The organism is Kothea flammea, from assembly GCF_052161645.1.
GTDB lineage: Bacteria > Planctomycetota > Planctomycetia > Pirellulales > Pirellulaceae > Laterigemmans.
The window spans coordinates 6,353,189-6,373,862 of record NZ_CP197414.1; the positions used below are offsets into that span (position 1 = coordinate 6,353,189).

Here is a 20,674-nt window from a genome sequence, read left to right on the forward strand (position 1 = left end):
ATTCGATGATAAAGAAGCGACCTAAGCCGGGCAAGCCGTATCCGGAATTCCCTCTGTACCCGCATCACACCGGTCGGTGGGCGAAGAAGATACGTGGCAAGACACATTACTTTGGTTCCTGGGACGAGCCAGACCAGGCCCTCGACCTCTATTTGCGGCAAAAGGACGATCTTCACGCAGGCCGCAAGCCCCGTGAGTCCACCGGTGGTGTCACTTTGCATGAACTGGTCAATCGGTTCCTGCACGCTAAGCGCGAGGCTGTGGCCACCGGTGAGCTCGTGCAGAAGTCGTGGAACGTTTACCAGCGAGTCGGCCAGTTGATCCTGCGAGTCATGGGGGAGTCTCGCAGCGCCGAGGATGTGGACCAGGAGGATTTTGCAAAACTGCGGGCTGAAATGGCCAGCCGCATGGACTTGGTCTCGCTTGCCAACGAGGTGGTGCGGTGCCGGGTGGTATTCAACTATGGCTGGAAGACAAAGATGCTGCGGCAGCCACCTGACTATGGGCTCGACTATGGGCTCGCCTTTGCCAAGCCATCAAAGAAGGCATTGCGCATCAACCTTGGGAAAAATCCCAAAAAGCTGTTTCGAGTTACGGAACTCCGCGCGTTGATCTATGCCGCGGACCCACAGCTGCGGGCAATGGTGCTGTTAGCGATAAACTGCGGACTCGGGAACACGGATTGCGCCCAGCTGCGATTTGGGCACCTGGAGCTCGCTCGCGGCTGGCTGGAATACGGACGGCCAAAAACCGGGGTGGATCGCAAGGCCAAGCTGTGGCCCGAAACTGTCGACGCAATTGGGGCCGCAACGGGCGCAAACGAACGCTTCCGCGCGCGGGTCGAGCCAAGCCTGCAATCGGTGGTGTTTCTGACCAGAGGTATTGTCGAAAGTTGTGTTCTTGAAAGACTGAAAAAGGTGGCGCATCCTGTTGGAACTTGAACCCTCCAACGGCCCGAAGTGGGCAAAGGAATACGCCATGACTAAGAGTAAAACAGACCGAGCCGACGTGCCAGTGGACCAACCCGTCGATCCCGAAGTGATTTCCTTTCGGGCCCAGTTCGACCAGCGCAGCCCCCTGGATGAGATCGTCAAAGAAGGTGCCCGACGTATGCTGCAGACCGCGATTGATGCCGAAGTCGAGGCATTCATCACCATGCACGCCGATCGTACCGACGCGCAGGGCAGACGCTTCGTCGTCAAGAATGGAAGCCTCCCCCAACGAGAAATCCTCACCGGTGCCGGGGCCATCCCCGTCACGCAGGGGCGAGTTCGCGACAACGATCCCGATCCTGGAGGACGATGCCAACAAAAAGCAGTGTTTGCTAGTGCTGATGGGGGCAACGCCCGATGGCCAGAAAGAGTTGATCGCGGTACTCGACGGCTATCGCGAAAGCGAGCAGAGCTGGAGCGAGTTGCTGATCGACCTAAAGCAACGCGGCTTGCAGCTGTCACCGAAGGTTGCCGTTGGCGACGGTGCTCTGGGCTTCTGGGCGGCGATCCGCAAAGTGTTCCCCGAGACTTGTGAGCAAGGCTGCTGGGTTCACAAGACTGCCAACGTACTGAACAAGATGCCCAAAAGCGTTCAGCCCAAAGCGAAAGCCGACCTTCACGAAATCTGGCAGGCTGAAACAAAGGATGATGCGAAAAAAGCGTTTGACAATTTCATGGAAAAGTACGGTGCGAAGTACGCTCCGGCATGCGAGTGCCTCAAGAGGGACCGCGACGTGCTGTTGACGTTCTACGACTTTCCGGCCGAACACTGGAGTCACCTGCGGACAACCAACCCCATCGAATCGACGTTCGCAACCATTCGGCTTCGTCACCGAAAGACCAAAGGCAGCGGTACCAGGCGAGCAAGCCTGGCGATGATGTTCAAACTCGCTCAGTCGGCTTCACGGAAATGGAGACGACTCAACTGCCACGAAAAGATCACCCTCGTCATCGAAGGACGTTCCTTCAAAGACGGAATCATCCAGGAGGAAATCGCTGCCTGATTCAAATTCTCAAAACACAGCAATTGACAATATCTCCGAAGAAGTTCAAGAAACGCGTCAGTGAGATCACTCGTCGCTAACGCGGTGTGTCGATCCAATAGCGTTTTTTTAAAGTCCGTCGCTATTTCCAGGGCCGGGTGGGATATTTCCATTTTGTTCTTGGCAGGAAGCAACTTCAAATTTTGGACAAATGGGTTCGTAGTCTGATTCGTGCTTGCTACTGGAAGCAGTGGTACCGAGTTCGCACGCGCACCAAGAAACTCATTCAACTAGGGATGCCTCACGACGAGGCGATCAGCCACGGATGTAGTGGAAGAGGGCCTTGGGTTATGTCCAAAAGCGCGGCGATGCATATCGCATTGGGCGTGGACTATCTCCAACAAACAGGATTGGCCAGCCTTGAGGAAATCAGGAACGGATTTGCTTCCAAGAGAAGCACCGTCTGATGCGGACCGGCATGTCCGGTGGTGTGAGAGGGGTCCGCAGCATGCGGCTCCTATCTCGATCGTTGTTGCCGCCATTTGTGGAGGTGCCACTCCATCCAACCGAAATCAAACCGCTAGAGAATCCAGTCACGTCACCGGTTGCGGCTTCGTCGCTCCAGCCAAATGTCCTCCAAGGTATCCCATGGGCAAATACGCCCCGATCAGGTCTACAACGCTGAACCATAGCGGCCCACCCAACATCGCGACCATCGCGATGCCGCCCAACAGGAAAAACAAGCTAATAACAAGTGCAAATCTCATCTTGTGGCACGCCGCGATTCTGGCAGCAACGAATGCGCCGACGAGCGTGCCCAAGGCGTGAGCCAGCCACGGTGCGAGAAAGTTGGTTGGTTTGAGCAGCTTGAGGTTCTCGGCGAATTTGTCCATGTCCGACATGTCCACGCCGTCGGGCGGCGGAATCACCATCGGCCCGACGGTAATTATCGCCATGTTGAGCGCGCTTCCGATCAAGACACCTGCGACGACAGCCATGATGTTTCTCAGAATCGGGGGCATTATGCGGCTCCGTTGATGTTGTGGTTTGGGCGTTCAGTTGCGTTTGTTGGCGTGGTTCTCAGCCAGACACCCGTTCGCGAACCGTTCGTCATTCTCGCAGACCATCAGAAGATTGTATTGTTCTGCCATGCTATGATTGCTCCTACCGCAAGTGGCCCGGCGGTGAGGAGATAAAACCACACGAATGTTCTTAGCACCCAGTTCTTTGGCCGAACACTACCACGATACTTGCGTAAAAACGCGCAATGAATCAAAGTCCCCAAGAGAATAGCAATTGCGGTCCATAGGAGGAATAAGGCAGCCAGAAATGGCCAGGATTGCCACTGAATGGGGAGGAATGATGCAATCAATTCCGCGTCGTCCTGCGCGAGGAGACGATTCGTTTGCTGGCGGAAAGTCTGGACCTGGTTGCATGCATTGAATTCCCTAGATCAAGCTGACTTTCAATTCGCAATACGAATGATGCGGATCACCCGGACTGCGCAAGAAAGCGTCAATTGTCAAAACGCCCGATTCGCCGACTCGGGTGCATCCGATGGTGCTGTGACTTATAGCGCTGGAGGCAGAGTGTTCGCGGTGATGAATTCGACGAGTTCGTCCGCCAAAGCAACGACCTCTGGATCAGTGTCCGTTCGACATTGCTTGAGAGCGGGTAGTATCCAATTTGCAACTATTGCATCAACGGACTGGGGTGGCTGTGTGACGAAAGACTGTTTTAGTTGGGTCAAGACCGCAAGTCGCATTTCCGAATCGCCGGAATATAAAGCGTTGGTGGTCGCGTTCGCGCTGGCGGAGGCCATCCCAACCAACCCGAATGTCATTCCAGTCACTGCAATTGGAGCGAGCAATCGTACAGCAATGAAAAGTGTAATCGCCACACCGACCGCAAAAGATACACCCATCAAACTACCTGTGACAGTGAAACGCAACATGCGCTTTCGCCATTTCTTTGGCGCTTCTAAAACAGCTGACATCTGAAATTCTTTTTGTTTTGTTACAGAACGACAGCGGTAATGGGATCGCCGCCAAGAGACATTGATTTCAAAAAACTAACCAACGGTGGCTTCGGTTCACCGCTTGGCTATGTTGCGTGTGGGAAATACTGGAATGCTCCCCAAAACCTGATCCAGGGGCTATGAAAGTCTAGAGTCAATTCCGGTCGAGGATTTTCCAAGAGCAAGAAACGACTACGACATCCACCCGATCGGATCATCCTCGCGTTTAGGGTCAATTCATTCGACTTACGGCTAAAATGAATACGCCAATACACGCAGCTGCGCCGAGAAACCCTAAAGATGAAATGACAGTGGAAACAGCGCGTAGGCGAGGTTTCGCGATCGCAATCACGGTCGCTACGACGCCAACCGCCAGAGCCAGAAAAAAGATTGCCCCGAGAATAATTGACATGGTTTTCAACTTTAAAACTGGATGAGTTCGCTGCTTCTGCTTAAAATGCTGCCATCACGCAACATAACGTTTACGATCAGCTGGCGGCGACGGTTGATCAATCACTTCGAAACGCCCGACTTCGCCGCTCGGTTGCATCGTTTGGTTCGTCCTGTCTATTTTCGAGCCCCAGACGCTTCGAGTTGCTTTACTCTCGCTTCAAGCTCTTGGACGCGTTTGTACATTGCTTTCAATGCGTCGAATTGCCTTTCGGAAATTTGGGCTAGTCGATCCATGTAAATCTTAACTCTGATTTTCTCGTTCGATGTCACCGTGGGAACGCGCGTGTTGTCATTGCGCTGTCCATATAGTTGTAGACTGGTCTCAATTTCTGCGAGCTTCGTCTTTTCGTCTGTGAACACTTGGGAAAGTCCAATGAAGGACGTACCTTTCGAGTCTTTAAGGGACGCTGGCATATATCCATTAAATCCACCGATTGAACTCTCTGTTCTCTTAGGAACGTCTACAGACACGGCCACGAATTTAAGTGCTTTGGGATTATCGCTGGGCTGAAAGTTGGTTTCGAAATCAAATTTGATAAAAACATTAGTGTTAGGCGGATAAAGCTTATTCGCCTCCAACGGCGATGGATCAATGGGGCGTGTCCCTTGCTCGTCCTGTATCAATCTAGGGCAGGTTATGACTTGGATGTTGGACAGCTTTACGGAAACAGTGTCCAATTGCATTTCGAGTGTCTGAGGAAGTTGGGCGCGGGCAATTCCGTGACAAAGGTAAACTACGATAAAAAATGCGAGGCTGCGTACCATCTGCAGTTCTCCAAATTGGTGCATGTCTTGTTGTCGACGAACGCTGATGATGACCGCGGTCGCCGCGTTTGACTTGTTGTGCAAGGCGGACGAACTCGGCGACTCCGGTCCACCACTTGGTTCGTCGCGTATCACCGTCCAGTTCAATTGCCTCGATTCTAGCGGTCCGGATCAGCAGAAGCAACAAAGCTGCAAGCATTACGCGGGTTGCATCGTCACGCCCTGCGATACGCGAAGCAGTTGGGTTGCTTGATCAACCGCCAGCAGTCCATTCAACGCCTGTGTCCATTCGTCCATTCGATCATCTGCCATAGCAGCAAAAGTCAATCAAACGGAAGAGTCTCGCTGGTTCTCGATCCGCGTTCTTGCTCGTTGCATCGGTCCTATCTCACCGCCGTGGTCTCCTGGTCAGCAAATGAATCTGCTCGTTCAGCTCAAGCCCCAATCGAAATGGGCCGAGTACCGTCAAGCGACCCGCAAGCAGACATCTATCTGGGCGTGGTCTCGTTGCCAGCAAAGAATCACACGAACCTGTGATATTCGACGCGACGAACGCTTCGCATCAGCGGGTCGGCGCGATCGACATTGGTTTCAAAATCGACCCGAGTTCCGACTCAGTTGCATTGCGATTGTTCGTCGGATCAAGATAGGGCCGACAAGTCGCCGTGTGTTGCCGCGAGCCTCTTCGAGTGTGGTGAGTTATACGCCGGTTTCTAATGCGTTGCACGCTCGAGGGATACGAGCCTGATCGTCGCATAAATTGTCTGTGAATTGCCTGGTTTTGTTAGCCACTTCCTCGCTCCTGCGGCCACTTTCACTGGTACTTGGACTCGACGCTCGTCGCCGACCGACATGTCCTCCATTGCGATCGTCAACCACGGCCATGTCTTATCTGAACCTATGTCGAATTCCATTGGATGCGTATAGTCTGCTGATGCCAAATGCGATTCGAAGTCATGTGAGTCGAACACGATATAGCGAAATTTTATCTTGTCCCCGACCTGCGGAAACATCTCACTATCCGGCCGGTCGTTCTTCGTAAACTTGACGAACTCGTCGGTACCCGGTACGCGGGCACGGACAATGTCGCCGTCACGGGAGTATACCACGCGCGTCGACTGGGGAAGTGTGTCGGAAATCGCGCCGTAACCGTCTCTTTCGAAGACTATTTCACCGGCGTCCATCGGCACCTCAATTAGTTTGATTTGCTCCACGCCGCCGCAGCCACTCGTGTAGTATTTAAAGATACACTTGTCGTCCGCTCGGCTCACTACGGAGATTCGAACTTCCATCAACCCTGAGAAATGCCCAGAGGCACCCAATTCTGCCGTTGCGGGATCAAATATTATCTTGTGATCCGAAATATTGAGACCTTGTGATCGAGGATTGTCTTCTTGTCCCCATATCACCTGCGCGCAAGCACAGCAAAGTGCCAGGAAAATGCAGAAGCTGATGTTCCGAATGTCGCTTGTATCTACGAACATGAGACGTCTCCGCAGGGCCTAGTTGAGAAGCGACGATTCACATTGAACCGTGAGTTACTCGACGAACGTCGGTGATGACCGCGGTCGCCGCGGTTGACTTGTTGTATATGGCGGACGAGCTCGGCGACTCCGGTCCATCACTTGGTTCTGTCGCGTCATTGCCTAGCTGTTGCGGATACTCAACGCCAAGCCGAATTTTGGATGACGACACGATACCCATCTGGGTCCTCATAGGTACGGCCATCTTTGTTCCAGTAGGGATTGGACGACAAGACGGCGGGCGCTCCAAATGATTCTAAGCGAGCAATTGCTGCACGCCACTGCAGCGCGTCCGGCAAATAGAAGACAAGCAGGTGTTCGTGCGAAGGAGCAGATCCTGCTCTCTCGTCGTGCTTTGTTGTGAACTCGAGATGGTATCCCGCGTGTTCGTGTCCTAGCATCACACCGTCGAAGCCATCATGATCCTTAAATTCCGCAAGAACCTTAAAACCGAGAGCCCGGCAGTAAAACTCTCGAACTTCCTGCAAACGATCTGTAGGTCGCGCCACCCGAAGGTGCGCAGAGGCCAGCGGGTTGCTATCCATAGGCTCGCCAAACATCATTCATGCCAATGAAGTACACAGTTATCCGCGACGAACGACCGCCGTAACCGGGCGGCGACGAGAGATTTTCCATTTCAAAAACGCTGGACTTCGCCGCTCCGGTTCCCGGCATCGTTATTTGGCTTGTTTGATCCCTCGCATGACTATCAGGTTGCGGAGGGAAACGACAAAGCCACAGATCAGCATGACGATAGATAGGGCTGCAACTATCCATCGGCCCCAAGGCATAGCAAAGTAGTCAATCAGGACTGCAACACCAAGAAACAACGGCGGGAAGACGATCAATTCAGGCATGAAGCTGAATCCAGCATCTTTTGGTCGAGTTCCTTCGGCGATTGCTGCCGCAAGACCGATCGTACCAACAATCGGGTACGAGAGCCATGCCAACGCGATAAGAAGTATTAGCGTCCAGAGTGGCATCTGTGGCACGGATATATCAGCCAAATCAGTTGATCTTGATTTCGGAAATTGGCGCGCCATCTGGGAGATCTTCGACCTGCCGGTGCACTTGACCGTGAACACTGATGTGGACGCTAACGTCGGTCGCATCGACATTACCGATGTCGTCGGCTCCGCCGAGGACAAGCAACTGTTTGTGACTGTAGACTTGCTTTGGTTGCAATGTCATTCCTGCATTGCGAAATTGTACGATCCGCGACGGAAACATGTGATCGGTGACAAACTGATTGTCTCGCAGCAGCGACCGGAACGATTCACCATTGTCTGCCACACAACGGATAGTCCCTTCAACCATGTCGACGAAGTACACCGCTCCGGACTCGCCTTGAGCAAACGTGTCACCCATTACGGTTAGCAGGACGGGGCGCAGTGGTTCAGGCATCGCCCATGTCCATTCCGATAGTAGCGTTTCCATATCAACGCCTTTAACGCTGATGGTCAAATCGTTCATCGTGATCGGCATGGATACCTCGGATGGAAAGGGGAACTCTGCTCTTGCCAAATAACGGTAACGATCACGTGGTCGACGCGAACGATCAACGACTTCAAAAACCACAACTCGGCGACTCGCGTTCATCGGTACGCCCGACATGGGCGTGTACTTATGGGGTGCCGCTGGCGACGAGCCAGCCAGTCCCCTGAACAATTTAGGAACTCTTTTATTAAGGCAGTATACCAAATGCAGATTTAGGAGTAAAAGTTCGAGGCGAGGGCAACTGCTTATGCGTAAACGCCGGGTTTGAAGACCGCCACCCGGATGCGTTCACGCCCAAACTGCGAGGTGACGGACAGAAACGTTGTAGAGGCCGATCGGCCCGCTGAGGTGAGTGGCCCGAGGACCACGAAACCGTTTTCCGACAGCACGATTGGTAGACAACGCACTTGCGCAGTGAAAGTACACGTGTCTCCTCAAGGCGATGAATTGTCATTGCTCCTGACGAGCCCATTATTCGGGGAGATCTGCGAGCGTACCTGTGAGTAAGGCTTGCCTGAAAGGCAGGGCGACCAAGATGACTTGACTCGTGCGAGCAGGGAGCAGAAGAGGCCATAGTAGTGGGCCTTCACAACCCAGTGAAGCCGCGAAGGGCCGAACTTTTCTTGACAAGGAAGAACCATTGGCAAACTCAGATCATCCGAATCGCATCGACGCGCCCTCTGGCTACCATAAAGGAGTGGAGGAGATCGGCCCGCGCTCTTCGGGACTTGAGACAGAAGTACTTGATCCGGCGTCTGCCAAGAAGCCAGCCTTGGACCCCGTTGCAGAGCACCTGATGGAACAGATTGTCGACGAGATCAACATGGAAGCAGCCTGGAAGAAAGTCCGCTCCAACCGTGGGGCTCCTGGTCCTGACGGAATCACGATCGACGAATTTCAGGAAACCTTCCGTGATGTCTGGTCTACGCTTCGACAACAACTGTTGGAAGGCACTTACCGTCCGAGCCCCGCTCGGCGCAAGAGCATTCCCAAGCCAGACGGCAGCGAGCGTCATCTCGGTATTGCAAACGTGATCGACCGCTTGATCGAACAAGCCGTTCTACAAATCCTGACACCAATCTTTGATCCTGACTTTTCAGAATCAAGCTTTGGTTTTCGTCCCGGTCGCTCGGCTCATGAAGCGACCCATCTGGTCCAAACTCACATTCGCGCCGGCTACGGATTGGTGCGTTTACCTGTGTCCTCGGCCCGCGAGAGTATTCCCGAGTCATTGGCCGATCGATCAACCTGGATTCCCAACGGACCCGATCCCGCGAGAGTCCGGCCGACCCGCGGACGCGATCGCACGCGAGCGAACATGGGGGTCTCACGCGACGACATACTGCTCGTTGTTGCATCGCGGATGTCGCGCGAAAAGCGGATTGGCACGCTAATGCAAGCCGTTGAGCATCTTGGCCCAGGGTGGCAACTAAGGATTGCCGGCTCTGCATCGGAAAGTGAATCGCAGCACGCAAAGCAATTGCACGCACTTCAAACCGATCGTGTTAAGATCATCGTCCCCGTCTCGCGACCTGGCGACTTACTGGCCGCGGCCGATGGTTACTTAGCAAACAGCGAGTACGAAGGTTATGGACTATCGGTCTCAGAGGCGATGCTGGCTAGTGTGCCGGTATTATCCACGAAAGTCGGCCTGCTTGAGTCGTCACCGAACCTTGCGGCCATCATCGATCGCGATGCCACAGTTAACGACTGGGCGGTAGCTATCGCCAGCGACTTTGCCACGACCGCGGATCAGCAGCAGCGAGTAGTCGTTGCGCAAGCGATGCTTGGGAGTACGCACAGCATCGACCACTGCGCGGCTCAATGGCAAAGCCTAATCGATCATATAGCGAGCAGGGTATGAGCTTGCAAACGGGTGTCATCCGGCTAAATTAGAGCTGGCGTCACTGACGCCCGATGCCGCGCAAATTAGGCTAAACAGTCCAAATAGCTCGCGGCAGAAAACGGAAAAACTCCGTGTTTTACGCTGTTTGCGAATCTCACAAAGTTGCTGGGCGCCATTAGAAGTCCGTTGCTCTATCCAGCTGAGCTATGGGCGCAACTTACTTAATTGTAAGGAGTTACGATCAAGCGAAAAGTCGCTGCAGGAGGTCCGTCCGTGAACCAAGCCTCACTACAAGCTAGTAAAACCAGGGCAGCCCGACAAGCCGTCTCCGAGATTTCCACTCCCAATCACCTAGTTGGGGATGGCAAAGAAATAGACACGACTGGCTTGCTCAGGTTCGAAGTCGTTGTCCGAACAGACAAGCAAAAGCCGCTCGCCCGATGCCAACTTAGGGCCCCAAGTTAGACCTTCCAGCTTGGCGGGCAGCGAGTTACGCAAACCATATTTTGCGTCACGAAAATCAAGGAACGATGATTTGTCCACCGCTCGCACATCCGCCGGTAGCTTCGTCGCGGGTAGCCTGGCAAGCTGACTGATGTCGGTTGCCTGCGATAAATCGATGCAATACACCGCTTTGCATTTCGAAGCGGAACCCGGTTTACCATCACGCTCTAATACGAGCAGCCGATGCTCGTCGAGCATCAATATCTCACTGACACCATGCTTAGCCGATTCCAGCTGATAGGCATACTCCCGTTGCCGCCCCGTGGTGAGGTCTAATTGTAAGATTCTGCAAAACAAACCATAAGATTTATTCTCATTATCAAACGCATGGTCTTGCAAGCACGGCCCCTGCAAAATGGTAAAGATATTGTTCCCATCGGCTGTGACCGTCACTCCTTCAAAGCCCCGATTGCCTTGCCTGCCTCGTGAATTCAATTGGTTCTCGGATTTTTTCGTCAGGCCAGCGGTTTCAACTTGAAAGTGCTCTGGAACAGGGTAGCGGCGTTGCAATTCGCCGTCAGGAGAGAACAGTAATAGCTGGGGACCAAATTCATCGCTAATGACAATTTCGGATGCGGATCGAAAAACAATACCCTCGGGGTCAAGTCGCTGAGCAAACCGCCCATTCGCTTGAAAAGCTGCCGGGTCACCGACGAATCGTCGCCGTTGCTCGCTAAGGAAGGTTGTCTCCAGCAATTGAAAGTTGGCCAACTCGCCACGGTCTCCGGGGGGCGTGATTCGCAGGCGGTGCAGGCGGCAGTAGTAAGGCTCCGCAGTGCTGTCTGGTCCCCGGTCCGGAATGATCAAGTACTCGTCGTTCGAGCCAGTGTAAGTGATTGCGGAAAAACCGCCCAATTGATTTCGAGTTTCACCGCCGGGAAATTCGCCCGACAGGCCAGAGAGATCCTGGGCGTCGCCGGGAATGGTCAGGCTGCCCAGCAGACGCGGTTCGGATGCGGCGCCGGATTTCGGCAAAACGCAGTACACCATCAGCAGAGTTAACGCGGACAATAATTGCAGGGTACGGAGCATCATGTTGAAAAGCTTGTATAGCAAGGAAAAAGGGCGATCAAATGAATGATCGCCCTGGCGAATCGAGTCGAGCGGCGGCAACACCACTCGCTGATGGAAATGTGTAGCCGCGGCTTTGCGGCTTGCGGCTTAAAGCGGGGTGGGAACTTCGCCACCAGCACGTGTGACCGCACCGACGAAGACTCGCGTGTCGATCGTTTGGCCAACAAAACGCACCGAACCATCTGCCAAAGCAAAATTGGCACCACCGGTGTGGAACGAGAAAACTTCGCTAACGTTAATCGCGTTGATCATATAAGGGCCATACTTGGTGAGGCCATCGACGGTGGCTCCATTGATGCTGAAACCACAGTCAGGATCGGCCCAGCCGGTGCCGTCAGCCGCTACGAATTCGCCGTTGAACAAGACAACCTTATCATCGGTATAGTTAGCAAACATTTCGGGCGTCATGGGTCCGCGACTGGTCCAAGCTGTTGGTTGACCGGCTGCTTCCGCGATCATCAGTGTGTTGGAAGTTCCGTCGCGGATGTCGCGGATCGCATTGTTGCGATCTTTCGAAAGGGCTCCGGCGCGGGCACCTTCACCCGGGGCGGGGATGCCCAAAACGGTCGTGTAAACTTTCTTCTTGACTTCGTTGATGGAGCCATAATCGCCGGCCGCGGCGCCAGCGCACCAGTAGGAGTCCACGCGGTCACTGCCGGGGGCTGATGGGCAAAGGAACAAAGGAAGTTGCGTGCCGACGGCGGGACGATTTCGCATCGCTGACCAGGCGAAGTTAAAGTCCATGAGATTCTGCAAATTGGACTGCTCGGCGAAGGGCAGAATTAGTGTGGTCCATGATTGATAAGTGCTCTCGCCAACGCCACCTTCAATTGGCAACTCTGCCCCGAGACGACTGGGTGGAAAGTGCTTGAAGGCGCTTTCGTAATTGTGCAGCGCCAAACCAAGCTGCTTGAGGTTATTCAAGCATTGCATTCTACGGGCGGCTTCGCGTGCTGATTGGACCGCTGGCAATAACAAGCCAACTAAGATCCCAATGATGGCGATCACCACCAATAGTTCGACGAGCGTGAAACCTGAACGACGTGGGTTCATAAGAGATTCCTCCTGAAAGTTAACAAATAGTGAGAGATTTATTTATAAAGAACAGCCTGCAAAGGCTATTTTAAGTCAATCGCCGGTAACTGATTTGGGCCTTCGGTAATGGTGACTTCATAACCCGAAGTCTCCGGTTTGAGGTATTTTCGGTTGAGCCGCTCAGGCATCTCCTCGTGCTCATCTTGGCTCATCTCTCCAATGGGCCCCTGCCAAGAAAACGAAAGGCGATACTTGCCCACCGCCGCACCATCACCAGTTGTGTATGTCGTCACTTGAAAATGCCCAGCGCCGTCAGTCTGCGCCCTAGGCAAGATCGGGTTCGCGGTGCCGCTGGGCTTTGTTAGCGGATGAAATGTGATGAAGACATCTTCCGCAGCCGCACCTTTCACCGTTAAATCACCCTCTGCGGGCTCAACTGGGAGTTGCCACGCTGGCGTCGGGGTCCCACCACCACAGCCCGCCGTCAGGGCAGTGCAGCAAAACAACAACGCGATGCAGGAGATTTGGGAAAGAGAGACGCTTCCGGCGATAACTTTTGACGCGTTCATACTCGACTATGTAACTCTGGACGATTTGGAGAAGACGATTCGCTGACAGGCAAACTAAGAAACTCACCCGATCGGAGCTGCGTTTCAAACTGAAGAAGAGGGTACTGAATCGGCCGGGATAGAAGGTTAAGCTCATGTTAAGATTCGGCGAGGCGATTATGAAGAATCTTAGCGAATTCCCCGGAACGCCCGATGACCGGCTCTTCTTCCACCAATTTTGCTCTTGAACCAGGCTTTTTTGTGGCATCCGCGGCTGTTGCAATCGCCTCAATTGTCATAACTGGCTGGCACTCTGCTCAGACTCCCGGTGGTCGGTGTCCAGAAAGATAGACATTGCCAAAATTGCTGCTTCGATGGGGTGGTGGTGCGGGCGTGCGAGCCCGTTGCCAGTCGTGGTCTCTTGCTTTCAGCTGCTTTTTGGCGGGCGTTGTGCAACCGGTTTATCTTGATTTCAACAGTACAACGCCTCTAGCGCCCAGCGTGCGGGAGGCGATGGAGCCATTCTGGACAGAGCATTTCATGCTGCCTGGCCAGGGGCACCGTGGTTGCCAAGCGGTTGCCGATGCGCTCGATCAGGCTCGCGAAGCGGTCGCCCGCATGGTGGGGTGCGAGGCGTTTGAGATTGTCTTCACGGGCGGGGCAACCGAGTCCAATAATCTGGCAATCATGGGGGTTGTGCAGCGTTTTGAGCGCGGGCACTTAATTGCAGCCCAATGTGAGCACGATAGCGTCTGGTTGACTGTTGATTCGCTTCGCAGTCGGGGATGGCAAGTCGATTTTGTACCGCCTGACAGCAGTGGCCGGATTGTCGTCGAGGAAGTCGAGCGGTTGCTGAGGAAAGATACCAAATTAGTCTGTTTGCAGGCGGCGAATTCGATTTCGGGCGCTATGCAACCGGTTCGCGAAGTGGCCGATATCTGTCACTCACGCGGCGTGTTATTGCATTGTGATGCCGTGCAGATATTCGGTAAATCGACCTTAACGATTTCAGACCTACGGGCCGATACGGCGTCGATCAGCGGGCATAAGATGTACGCGCCCAAAGGTGTCGGCGCGCTCTACATTCGTCGTGGTTTGGAGCTGGCTCCCTTGCTCTCGGGCGAGATTCGTGAAATGGGTTTGCGGCCGGGCGCAGAGAACGTCAGCGGCTGGATTGGCTTAGGTGCTGCTGCGCGGTTGGCCGAGCGGGCGGCCAAGGATGCCGTGCCACGATTTGAGGCTCTCCGCGAGCGATTTGTCGAGCGATTGAGTGGACAGGTTGACGGACCAGTCTGCGTGCTCGGTGGCAACGTCGAGCGGCTCTCCAATACGCTGCTGTTGCAATTGCCCCGCGAGGCGATGCGAGTCGCCCGTTCGGCTCGCCAAATCATCGCGGCGGTCGCCAGCGGAACCATGCCCGCCGACGAAATGAGCCGCGCGCTACTCTCGATGGGCTTAACTCCCCAAGCGATGCGGCATTGCTGCCGAATCAGCTTGGGGCTGACGACCAGTGAGGAGCAGCTCGATCGAGCCGCTGATGCTTTGGCCGAGGCCTGTGAAATCGGCTAGCGGGGTTTGATCTCCCATACCCAGATGCGGTTCAACGCTAATTGTCCTTCGTCGGTTGTCCCGTCCGCAGCTATCGGTGGTGGTTCAGCGGGAACACCTGTTGTGGCCGTTTGTGATGATCCGCTGCGCGGAGCATAGCCCCACAAGACTGCGTTGTCCCGCTCGATTCGGTAACCAAATTGATCTCCATGAATCGGCTTTACCTGGTCGAGCTGCAAGCCGACTTGTGTCAGCGCCGCAAGGTCGGTTGGCAGTTCACCGGTTTGCAATTCATATTGACGAATTGCGATTGCGACGGTCCCCAGCCGGTTGAGCATGGCCTGGCGAATAATGGCTTGGGCGGTTGCCTCGAGTCCCGGTAGCATCATGCCGGTCATGCGTTGGTCGAAGATTGCCCCGACTCCAGAAGCTTGGAGCCGCTCGTTGACGGTCCTGTCCCACTCCTCAGCGTCAGCCGCGAAGGTTTCTAGACTATCGTCACGGAAGGTCTGTGCTTGCTGGAGCAACATCACGTAATGCAGGGCGTCAATTTGCGGTGATGCCAAGAATGACAAGATGAATGGGGTTTGTTGCTCAAGTTGCGCTAGTCGGTTGGGGTCGGCAAAAATTGCCAGCCCCATCGCCCGCTCGCCATTGAGGGCCTGATCGAACTGGGTTTTGAAGTCCTCAAATTGCTGCAGCCGCTCGCGCAGTTGCCGTAAATGGTCTGCCGCTAGGTTGCCCTGTCGGATCGACGTTTGCAAATTTGCCATAGCGATCCCATGCAGAGCGACGCTGACTAATTTGGAAACCAGCAGCGGATCACCACGCAGGGCGATCGAAGTGCCAAGACCCGAGTTGATCGCGCGAAATTCTCGCTCCGCATCCCCTTCACGGATCGCCACTGCGTGTTCGAGAGACAACACTCGCCCCAGTTGTCGCATCATTTGCACATTTGGCAGCAGCGTGTCGAATGATTCAAACTTGCGGGGGAAGCGGACTGCATGATCGAGGGCGGCGACCCCGTGTAATTGTTCGATCGTGGGTTGCAAGCGGGCGAGCAACGCCGTGACGGCCTGCTGTTCGTTCCAAGGCTCATCGAGCGGCGGAATGTCTGGCCCCGAGCCCACGATCGGGAGGTTTTGCATTTGTTGCGTGACTGCGTCGCTCGACAGTGTCTCGACAATCTCGATCCAGATTTCCGAATTGCTGTCTTCGGTCAAGCGTTCGTAGTAGACCTGCATCGAAGCATCGTCGACTGGCAGGCCGGCGAGCTGGAGCTGTTCGATTTGTTCGTCGAGCTTTCCTTGAGCGACCCCGTTGCGTCCGATTCGCCAAGTGACGATGCCGGTGCACAGTAGGCCCGGGAGTAGCACGAAGATGGTCAACAAGATCCAAATCGTTTTAGCCGGGTTACCGGTAGCTGTTTGTTTTCGTGATTTTGACATGCGGTGAGCTTCAGGCGAGTGGCGAATTGCTGGTCGCAAAACCGGCGGTTGCCGGGGGTGGACTGGCGTCCCCGGCGGAGTGGTTCTATCGGTTATTTCCTGGACCTGCGCGGTGGCTGAGCTTAAATTCTAGCTGCGGAGGGCAAACTAGGCTGTATACTCTGTCTAGAGCAGCGACAGATAGTCACCCGGGTGAAGGAATGGCAATTCGGCCGGAACTCCGCTGTGGCTGTGATCAGGCTGCGGTGGCGTTGGCAGCCATGAAACGGCTTTGCCAGAGGGCTGTGCCAAAGACAACGCGAAAAAACCATGAAACACTCGCAGCGTTGTTTCGCTTTAAACAGTGGCAGTCGGTTTTTTCGAGTCCCAAGCGAGTAAGTTGAGGAATTTCAAAAAACTTTTGTCGTTCTGAGGAAGAAATGACCATGTCTTAGCGTTACCTTTGTCGGACGTCACAAAACATGCGTCACAAATCGCTGGTTTGAAAATCAGCAGGGCGTGTTTCGCTGGGCGAAATGAAATCCAGCAGGACTAAAATCTGTCTCACATTTTTTGGAAAGTGGAGTAAAAGTAATGACCAATTTGATTCGTCGCACCGTGTGCTTGTCGGCCGTGTTGGGGGCTTTCGCCCTGATGTCGGCTCCTCAAGAAGCTGAAGCTGGCTACGGCCGCCAGTACTATTCGTCTTGGAGCTATTATCCAAGTCGCAGCTACTACTATACGACTTACCACTACAAGCCGGCGGTGACCTACACGACCTACAACTATCACTACTGCGTCTATTATCCAAGCCAGCCTCGCTACGTGTATTACTACAACCCGGTCAAGCGAGTTTACTGGGGTCGTTACGACATGAAGGAGAAGGGCTACTCCATGCTGAAAGAAGAGGACCGCAAGGAAAAGTTGGAGGACATTCCTGAAAAGGCATTCCCCGAGCCGGGCAAAATGCCAGTGGTTCCTGAGTCGAAAGATGGCGAGCGCATCACGCCGATCGACCCCAACACTCTGCCCGAAGTCGCCGACAAAGACACCTCTAAGTTGCCGTAAGTTTGGCGAGCGATTCGTCGAAGCAGCTATCTTCTAGCCATGCTCTTTGACCCGGGTTTTCTAAGTCTGACTTAAAAAACCCGGTCGAAGGTATGGCTTTTATTGCCTACACGCAACTCGCGGGAAATGAGTCGCGTTTCGCCTTTCGAAATAGACTGCAAGCCTGGTCTTTCCAATCGCGAAAATCGACTCCCGTAGAGCCAAGAGTAGTAGAAGCAAAGAACGTCCTTTCGCAATGAAACACATACTATGAAAAAGTCTTTCCAGAGATTCTGCCAGATATTTGCGTTCAGCCTAGGGTTAGTTTCAGCATCCGTGCATGCTGATGGATTGAGCGATGAAGTGTTCGGGATTCTTTCGAATCGCTGTCATAGCTGCCATGGTGTGGAGCTCAAGCATGAGAAGTTGAACGTGCTTGAGCATTCCATCTTGATCGGCGATCGTGGCGATGAAGACAAAACCCCTTACGTTACGCCAGGCAACCTTGAGGAGTCAAAGCTATGGCAGGTTATCGTTGACGAGCAGATGCCTCCAAAGCAGCCGCTGCCCGCCGAGGAACAGGAGAAGATTAAGGAATGGATACTTGCCGGTGCCGTCTGGACGACGCAAACAGATCGCGAATTCATCAGCGAGACAGACGTCCTGCGATTGATTGAACGCGATCTTAGCGACCGCCCACTGAATGAGCAGCAATTCCAGCGATATTTTTCGATCACACACCTGCACAACAACGGCTCAGTGCCGGACCGGGATCTGCGAATCTATCGCGCTGCACTTTCCAAAGCACTCAACAGCATGAGCGACCGTCCCAAGATTACATTGCCGGTTGCGATTAACGATGAATCAACGATCTTTCGCATCGACCTGCGCGATTATGGCTGGACAGGAAGTTCTCAGTGGCAGGCGATTCAAGAATTGTATCCCTACGGCTTAAAGCCATTAAGCAATGTCAAGAACGACGAATTATTCACAAAAATACTGCGGATTTACGGTGATTTTTCTGGTGTACGGTTGCCGTACCTGCGTGCTGACTGGTTTGTGGCCACCGCGACTCGCCCGCCGCTATATCATGAGTTGGCGAAAATTCCAGAACAGCTGGATGACTTAGTTGAAAGGCTTTCCGTTGACATTGAGGGTAATTTTCAGCAGAGTTCGTCGCGTCGGGTCGGCCTGTTTGAAAGTGGAGTTTCCGGCCAAAACCGCATGATTGAGTACTTGGATTCATCCTCGGGACGTTTTTGGCTCAGTTATGACTTTCTGGGTAAGTCGGGGCGCAGCAACTTGGCCTTATTTCCGTTGGGCCCAGAGTTTGAGGGCAATACGTTTAACTCTTTCGCTTTTGAGCATGCTGGGGGTGAAATCATATATGAACTACCCAATGGATTGCACGGCTACATGCTGATTGACGGTGAGGGGGAACGGATCGACGCAGGGCCAATCGAGATTGTATGGGACGCGTTAAACGTCTCCGGTAGCCCGTTGATCGTGAATGGTCTTTCCTGCATGAGTTGCCACCGACGCGGAATTCTGCCTTTGGAAGATTTCGTGCGGAATGGAGCGACTCTCGTGCAGCCAAACGCGATGCGAAAGGTGCGAGAGCTGTACCCGCCTCAAAGCGAGATAAATGAAGCCGTTGCCGATTCGAGTCAACGTTATATTGCGAAATTACGTCAGACGATTGGTAGTTTTGTCGACCTGGAATCGGACCCCAATCTGGAAAAACTCGAGGAGCCGGTCAGTCGCGTCGCCTTGCTTTATGCCAAGAGTTTGGATCTGGAGGCAATTGCTTGTGAGCTTGGCTTAGAGAACACTGCTGACGTTCAGTCCTTGATCAAGCGAGAAGTCACTTTGGGGCTTGGGCCGATTGGTTCCAAAGGTGGAACGGTGAAGCGCAGTTATTGGGAATCCCAAGATGGCGCGACGTCAGTGCTGCAAGACACGGCGGAAAAACTAAAACTCGGGTCTGCCGTCGTTTTCTAAACAGCGGCCCCCACTTTCTGAGTGGCAGTGGTCATCGAATAAAGACGGCTATGCTTAATACAAAATCATTTTATGTCCCAAGAAATAAGAGCGTGGTAATGACACGATTCATGAAATTCAGACTGTCATTTTTGTTGTTAATTGTGAGCGTTATCATAGCCTCGGCTGACGAGTCCACCGCTCAAAATGTTCAGGCCAACTCGGTGGCGGGTAGCTTTCAACGCGTCGTCAATGACATTGCCAAGAAGGGTAGTGCATATTTAAAGCAAAACCCTCCGATGGAGATAGGTATAAAGGATTTCATCGTTCCTAACGATGCGAGTAGTGCATCACGAGGGATCAAGAAAGCATTTTCTGACGCTTTCAAAGCCGAAGGGGTGGCTATTGTTGATAGCGGTGCGTCTTGGATCCTCCAAGGGTCTATCTCCGCGCAAAGAGACGGTAAATTGTTTCGCTGCTTCATTAGCGCTGACATTGTAGATCGCTTAGGTCAAGTAAAAATCAGCTTGCCAAAGAATATCGAGACATCGAACTTCACCGACAGGGGCGACATCGCTAGTATATTGGGAATTAATGTAGATCTTAGCGAAACCTTAGAGGAGGAGGCTAAGACGTTTGTTTCCGATACTGATTCGCCGGAAAGCACAAATGCGAATGTTCCCAACGTGGCAGCGGAACTGGAAAACAGTATCGTCAATCCAAAGTCGGTAGTTAGTGGTAATGGAAGCGGAAACACGCAGCTCTCTGCTGGGCCGAACAGTAAATTCCGTCTGGAGGTTTTGGTCCAAAAACAAGGGGTTGGCGATTTTATTCCTTGGCCAATTAAGCTTGAGCGAGGTTTGGCCGAGATGGCTGATCTCAACGTTGGCGACATGTATATGGTGCGCGTTTACAATGACTCTGCCAATGATGTTGGGGTAAAACTGTCAATTGACGGCATCAACGTGTTTCAGTTCAGTGAAGACTTGGAGAGGAAAAAGCTGGGAATGTGGTTGGTGCCCGCGAAAAGCGCGGGGAACATTCTTGGCTGGTATAAGAGACCGAACGGAAAAGGAAACATCAGAAAATTTCAACTGGCGACCAAAGACACCGTTTTAGATGGACTGCCGCCAGCTGTTCTTGGCGAAAGAACGCAAGGCGAGCAAGTGGCCCTGGGAATGATAAACGCGCAGTTCTTTCTTGCTTGGAAACCAAGTGAACAGAAACCGCTGATTGAGCAAATTGCTAGCCGTGGTGTCGAGTTGCGGACGGTACTCGGGCCGCCTCTAACGAAAACGGTAAAGTTAGAACCTCGGTTTTTCGGGACTGCAATGCTTGCTTCGCTCACCGTGCGGTACTCATTCCCACCAGATCTTCCAGTCAAATAGTCAAGAGCTAGGGCATTGCGAGATCACTGATCGTGTCAACGGGATAG

General features: G+C 53.5%; 17 protein-coding genes and 1 pseudogene. 8 read left to right on the forward strand and 10 right to left on the reverse strand.

Annotated elements, in window-relative coordinates; translation table 11 throughout:
- Window positions 1-5: 5 nt before the first annotated feature.
- Both SH139x_RS23640 and SH139x_RS23645 read left to right on the forward strand, forming a co-directional pair.
- A complete protein-coding gene (locus SH139x_RS23640; protein WP_488352223.1) occupies window positions 6-941 on the forward strand; it encodes a hypothetical protein in 936 nt (311 codons plus the stop codon).
- Between the two features lie 37 nt (window positions 942-978).
- Window positions 979-1,996 (forward strand): annotated as a pseudogene (locus tag SH139x_RS23645) (IS256 family transposase).
- Between the two features lie 572 nt (window positions 1,997-2,568).
- Here the strand turns inward: SH139x_RS23645 and SH139x_RS23650 are convergent.
- Window positions 2,569-2,997 (reverse strand): hypothetical protein, encoded by a 429-nt coding sequence (locus SH139x_RS23650; protein ID WP_488352224.1) that lies wholly within the window; start codon window positions 2,995-2,997, stop codon window positions 2,569-2,571.
- Between the two features lie 699 nt (window positions 2,998-3,696).
- Here SH139x_RS23650 and SH139x_RS23655 point away from each other — a divergent pair.
- Window positions 3,697-3,975 (forward strand): hypothetical protein, encoded by a 279-nt coding sequence (locus SH139x_RS23655; RefSeq protein ID WP_488352225.1) that lies wholly within the window; start codon window positions 3,697-3,699, stop codon window positions 3,973-3,975.
- A 584-nt stretch (window positions 3,976-4,559) separates the two neighbouring features.
- On the opposite strand, the gene SH139x_RS23660 is transcribed toward SH139x_RS23655, so the two are convergent.
- The 5 genes from SH139x_RS23660 to SH139x_RS23680 all read right to left on the reverse strand — a co-directional run bounded on the left by SH139x_RS23660 (window position 4,560) and on the right by SH139x_RS23680 (window position 8,332).
- Window positions 4,560-5,345: a hypothetical protein gene (locus SH139x_RS23660; protein ID WP_488352226.1), complete on the reverse strand. Its 786-nt coding sequence runs from the start codon at window positions 5,343-5,345 to the stop codon at window positions 4,560-4,562.
- A 578-nt stretch (window positions 5,346-5,923) separates the two neighbouring features.
- Window positions 5,924-6,694, reverse strand: a complete 771-nt coding sequence (locus tag SH139x_RS23665; RefSeq protein ID WP_488352227.1) for an FKBP-type peptidyl-prolyl cis-trans isomerase — start codon at window positions 6,692-6,694, stop codon at window positions 5,924-5,926.
- A gap of 179 nt (window positions 6,695-6,873) precedes the next feature.
- Window positions 6,874-7,296, reverse strand: coding sequence for a VOC family protein (locus SH139x_RS23670; protein WP_488352228.1), 423 nt, complete (start codon window positions 7,294-7,296; stop codon window positions 6,874-6,876).
- 114 nt (window positions 7,297-7,410) lie between these two features.
- Window positions 7,411-7,776: a hypothetical protein gene (locus SH139x_RS23675; RefSeq protein ID WP_488352229.1), complete on the reverse strand. Its 366-nt coding sequence runs from the start codon at window positions 7,774-7,776 to the stop codon at window positions 7,411-7,413.
- Window positions 7,742-8,332, reverse strand: a complete 591-nt coding sequence (locus SH139x_RS23680; protein ID WP_488352230.1) for a T6SS immunity protein Tdi1 domain-containing protein — start codon at window positions 8,330-8,332, stop codon at window positions 7,742-7,744. The genes SH139x_RS23675 and SH139x_RS23680 overlap by 35 nt, the downstream gene beginning before the upstream one ends.
- A gap of 538 nt (window positions 8,333-8,870) precedes the next feature.
- Here SH139x_RS23680 and SH139x_RS23685 point away from each other — a divergent pair.
- Entirely contained in the window at window positions 8,871-10,094 is a 1,224-nt protein-coding gene (locus SH139x_RS23685) for a glycosyltransferase (protein WP_488352231.1), read from the forward strand.
- A 333-nt stretch (window positions 10,095-10,427) separates the two neighbouring features.
- Here the strand turns inward: SH139x_RS23685 and SH139x_RS23690 are convergent, their stop codons facing one another.
- From SH139x_RS23690 to SH139x_RS23700, 3 genes are all read right to left on the reverse strand, one after another.
- Window positions 10,428-11,615: an esterase-like activity of phytase family protein gene (locus SH139x_RS23690; protein WP_488352232.1), complete on the reverse strand. Its 1,188-nt coding sequence runs from the start codon at window positions 11,613-11,615 to the stop codon at window positions 10,428-10,430.
- Window positions 11,616-11,741: 126 nt separating this feature from the next.
- Complete coding sequence (locus SH139x_RS23695) at window positions 11,742-12,707, reverse strand: DUF1559 family PulG-like putative transporter (protein WP_488352233.1); 966 nt, start codon at window positions 12,705-12,707, stop codon at window positions 11,742-11,744.
- 65 nt (window positions 12,708-12,772) lie between these two features.
- Entirely contained in the window at window positions 12,773-13,258 is a 486-nt protein-coding gene (locus SH139x_RS23700; protein WP_488352234.1) for a hypothetical protein, read from the reverse strand.
- Window positions 13,259-13,687: 429 nt separating this feature from the next.
- Here SH139x_RS23700 and SH139x_RS23705 point away from each other — a divergent pair, with 429 nt between their 5' ends.
- Window positions 13,688-14,806: a cysteine desulfurase family protein gene (locus SH139x_RS23705; RefSeq protein WP_488356069.1), complete on the forward strand. Its 1,119-nt coding sequence runs from the start codon at window positions 13,688-13,690 to the stop codon at window positions 14,804-14,806.
- On the opposite strand, the gene SH139x_RS23710 is transcribed toward SH139x_RS23705, so the two are convergent.
- Window positions 14,803-16,233 (reverse strand): hypothetical protein, encoded by a 1,431-nt coding sequence (locus SH139x_RS23710; RefSeq protein ID WP_488352235.1) that lies wholly within the window; start codon window positions 16,231-16,233, stop codon window positions 14,803-14,805. The two genes, SH139x_RS23705 and SH139x_RS23710, sit on opposite strands and share 4 nt — an antisense overlap.
- Before the next feature lie 573 nt (window positions 16,234-16,806).
- Here SH139x_RS23710 and SH139x_RS23715 point away from each other — a divergent pair.
- The 3 genes from SH139x_RS23715 (at window position 16,807) to SH139x_RS23725 (ending at window position 20,627) form a co-directional block, all read left to right on the forward strand.
- Window positions 16,807-17,280, forward strand: a complete 474-nt coding sequence (locus SH139x_RS23715) for a hypothetical protein (RefSeq protein ID WP_488352236.1) — start codon at window positions 16,807-16,809, stop codon at window positions 17,278-17,280.
- A 249-nt stretch (window positions 17,281-17,529) separates the two neighbouring features.
- On the forward strand, window positions 17,530-19,260 hold the full coding sequence (locus SH139x_RS23720; protein ID WP_488352237.1) for a c-type cytochrome domain-containing protein: 1,731 nt from the start codon (window positions 17,530-17,532) through the stop codon (window positions 19,258-19,260).
- A gap of 50 nt (window positions 19,261-19,310) precedes the next feature.
- Window positions 19,311-20,627 carry a hypothetical protein gene (locus SH139x_RS23725; RefSeq protein ID WP_488352238.1) on the forward strand — a complete coding sequence of 439 codons (1,317 nt, stop codon included), beginning with the start codon at window positions 19,311-19,313 and terminating at the stop codon, window positions 20,625-20,627.
- Window positions 20,628-20,674: the final 47 nt, after the last annotated feature.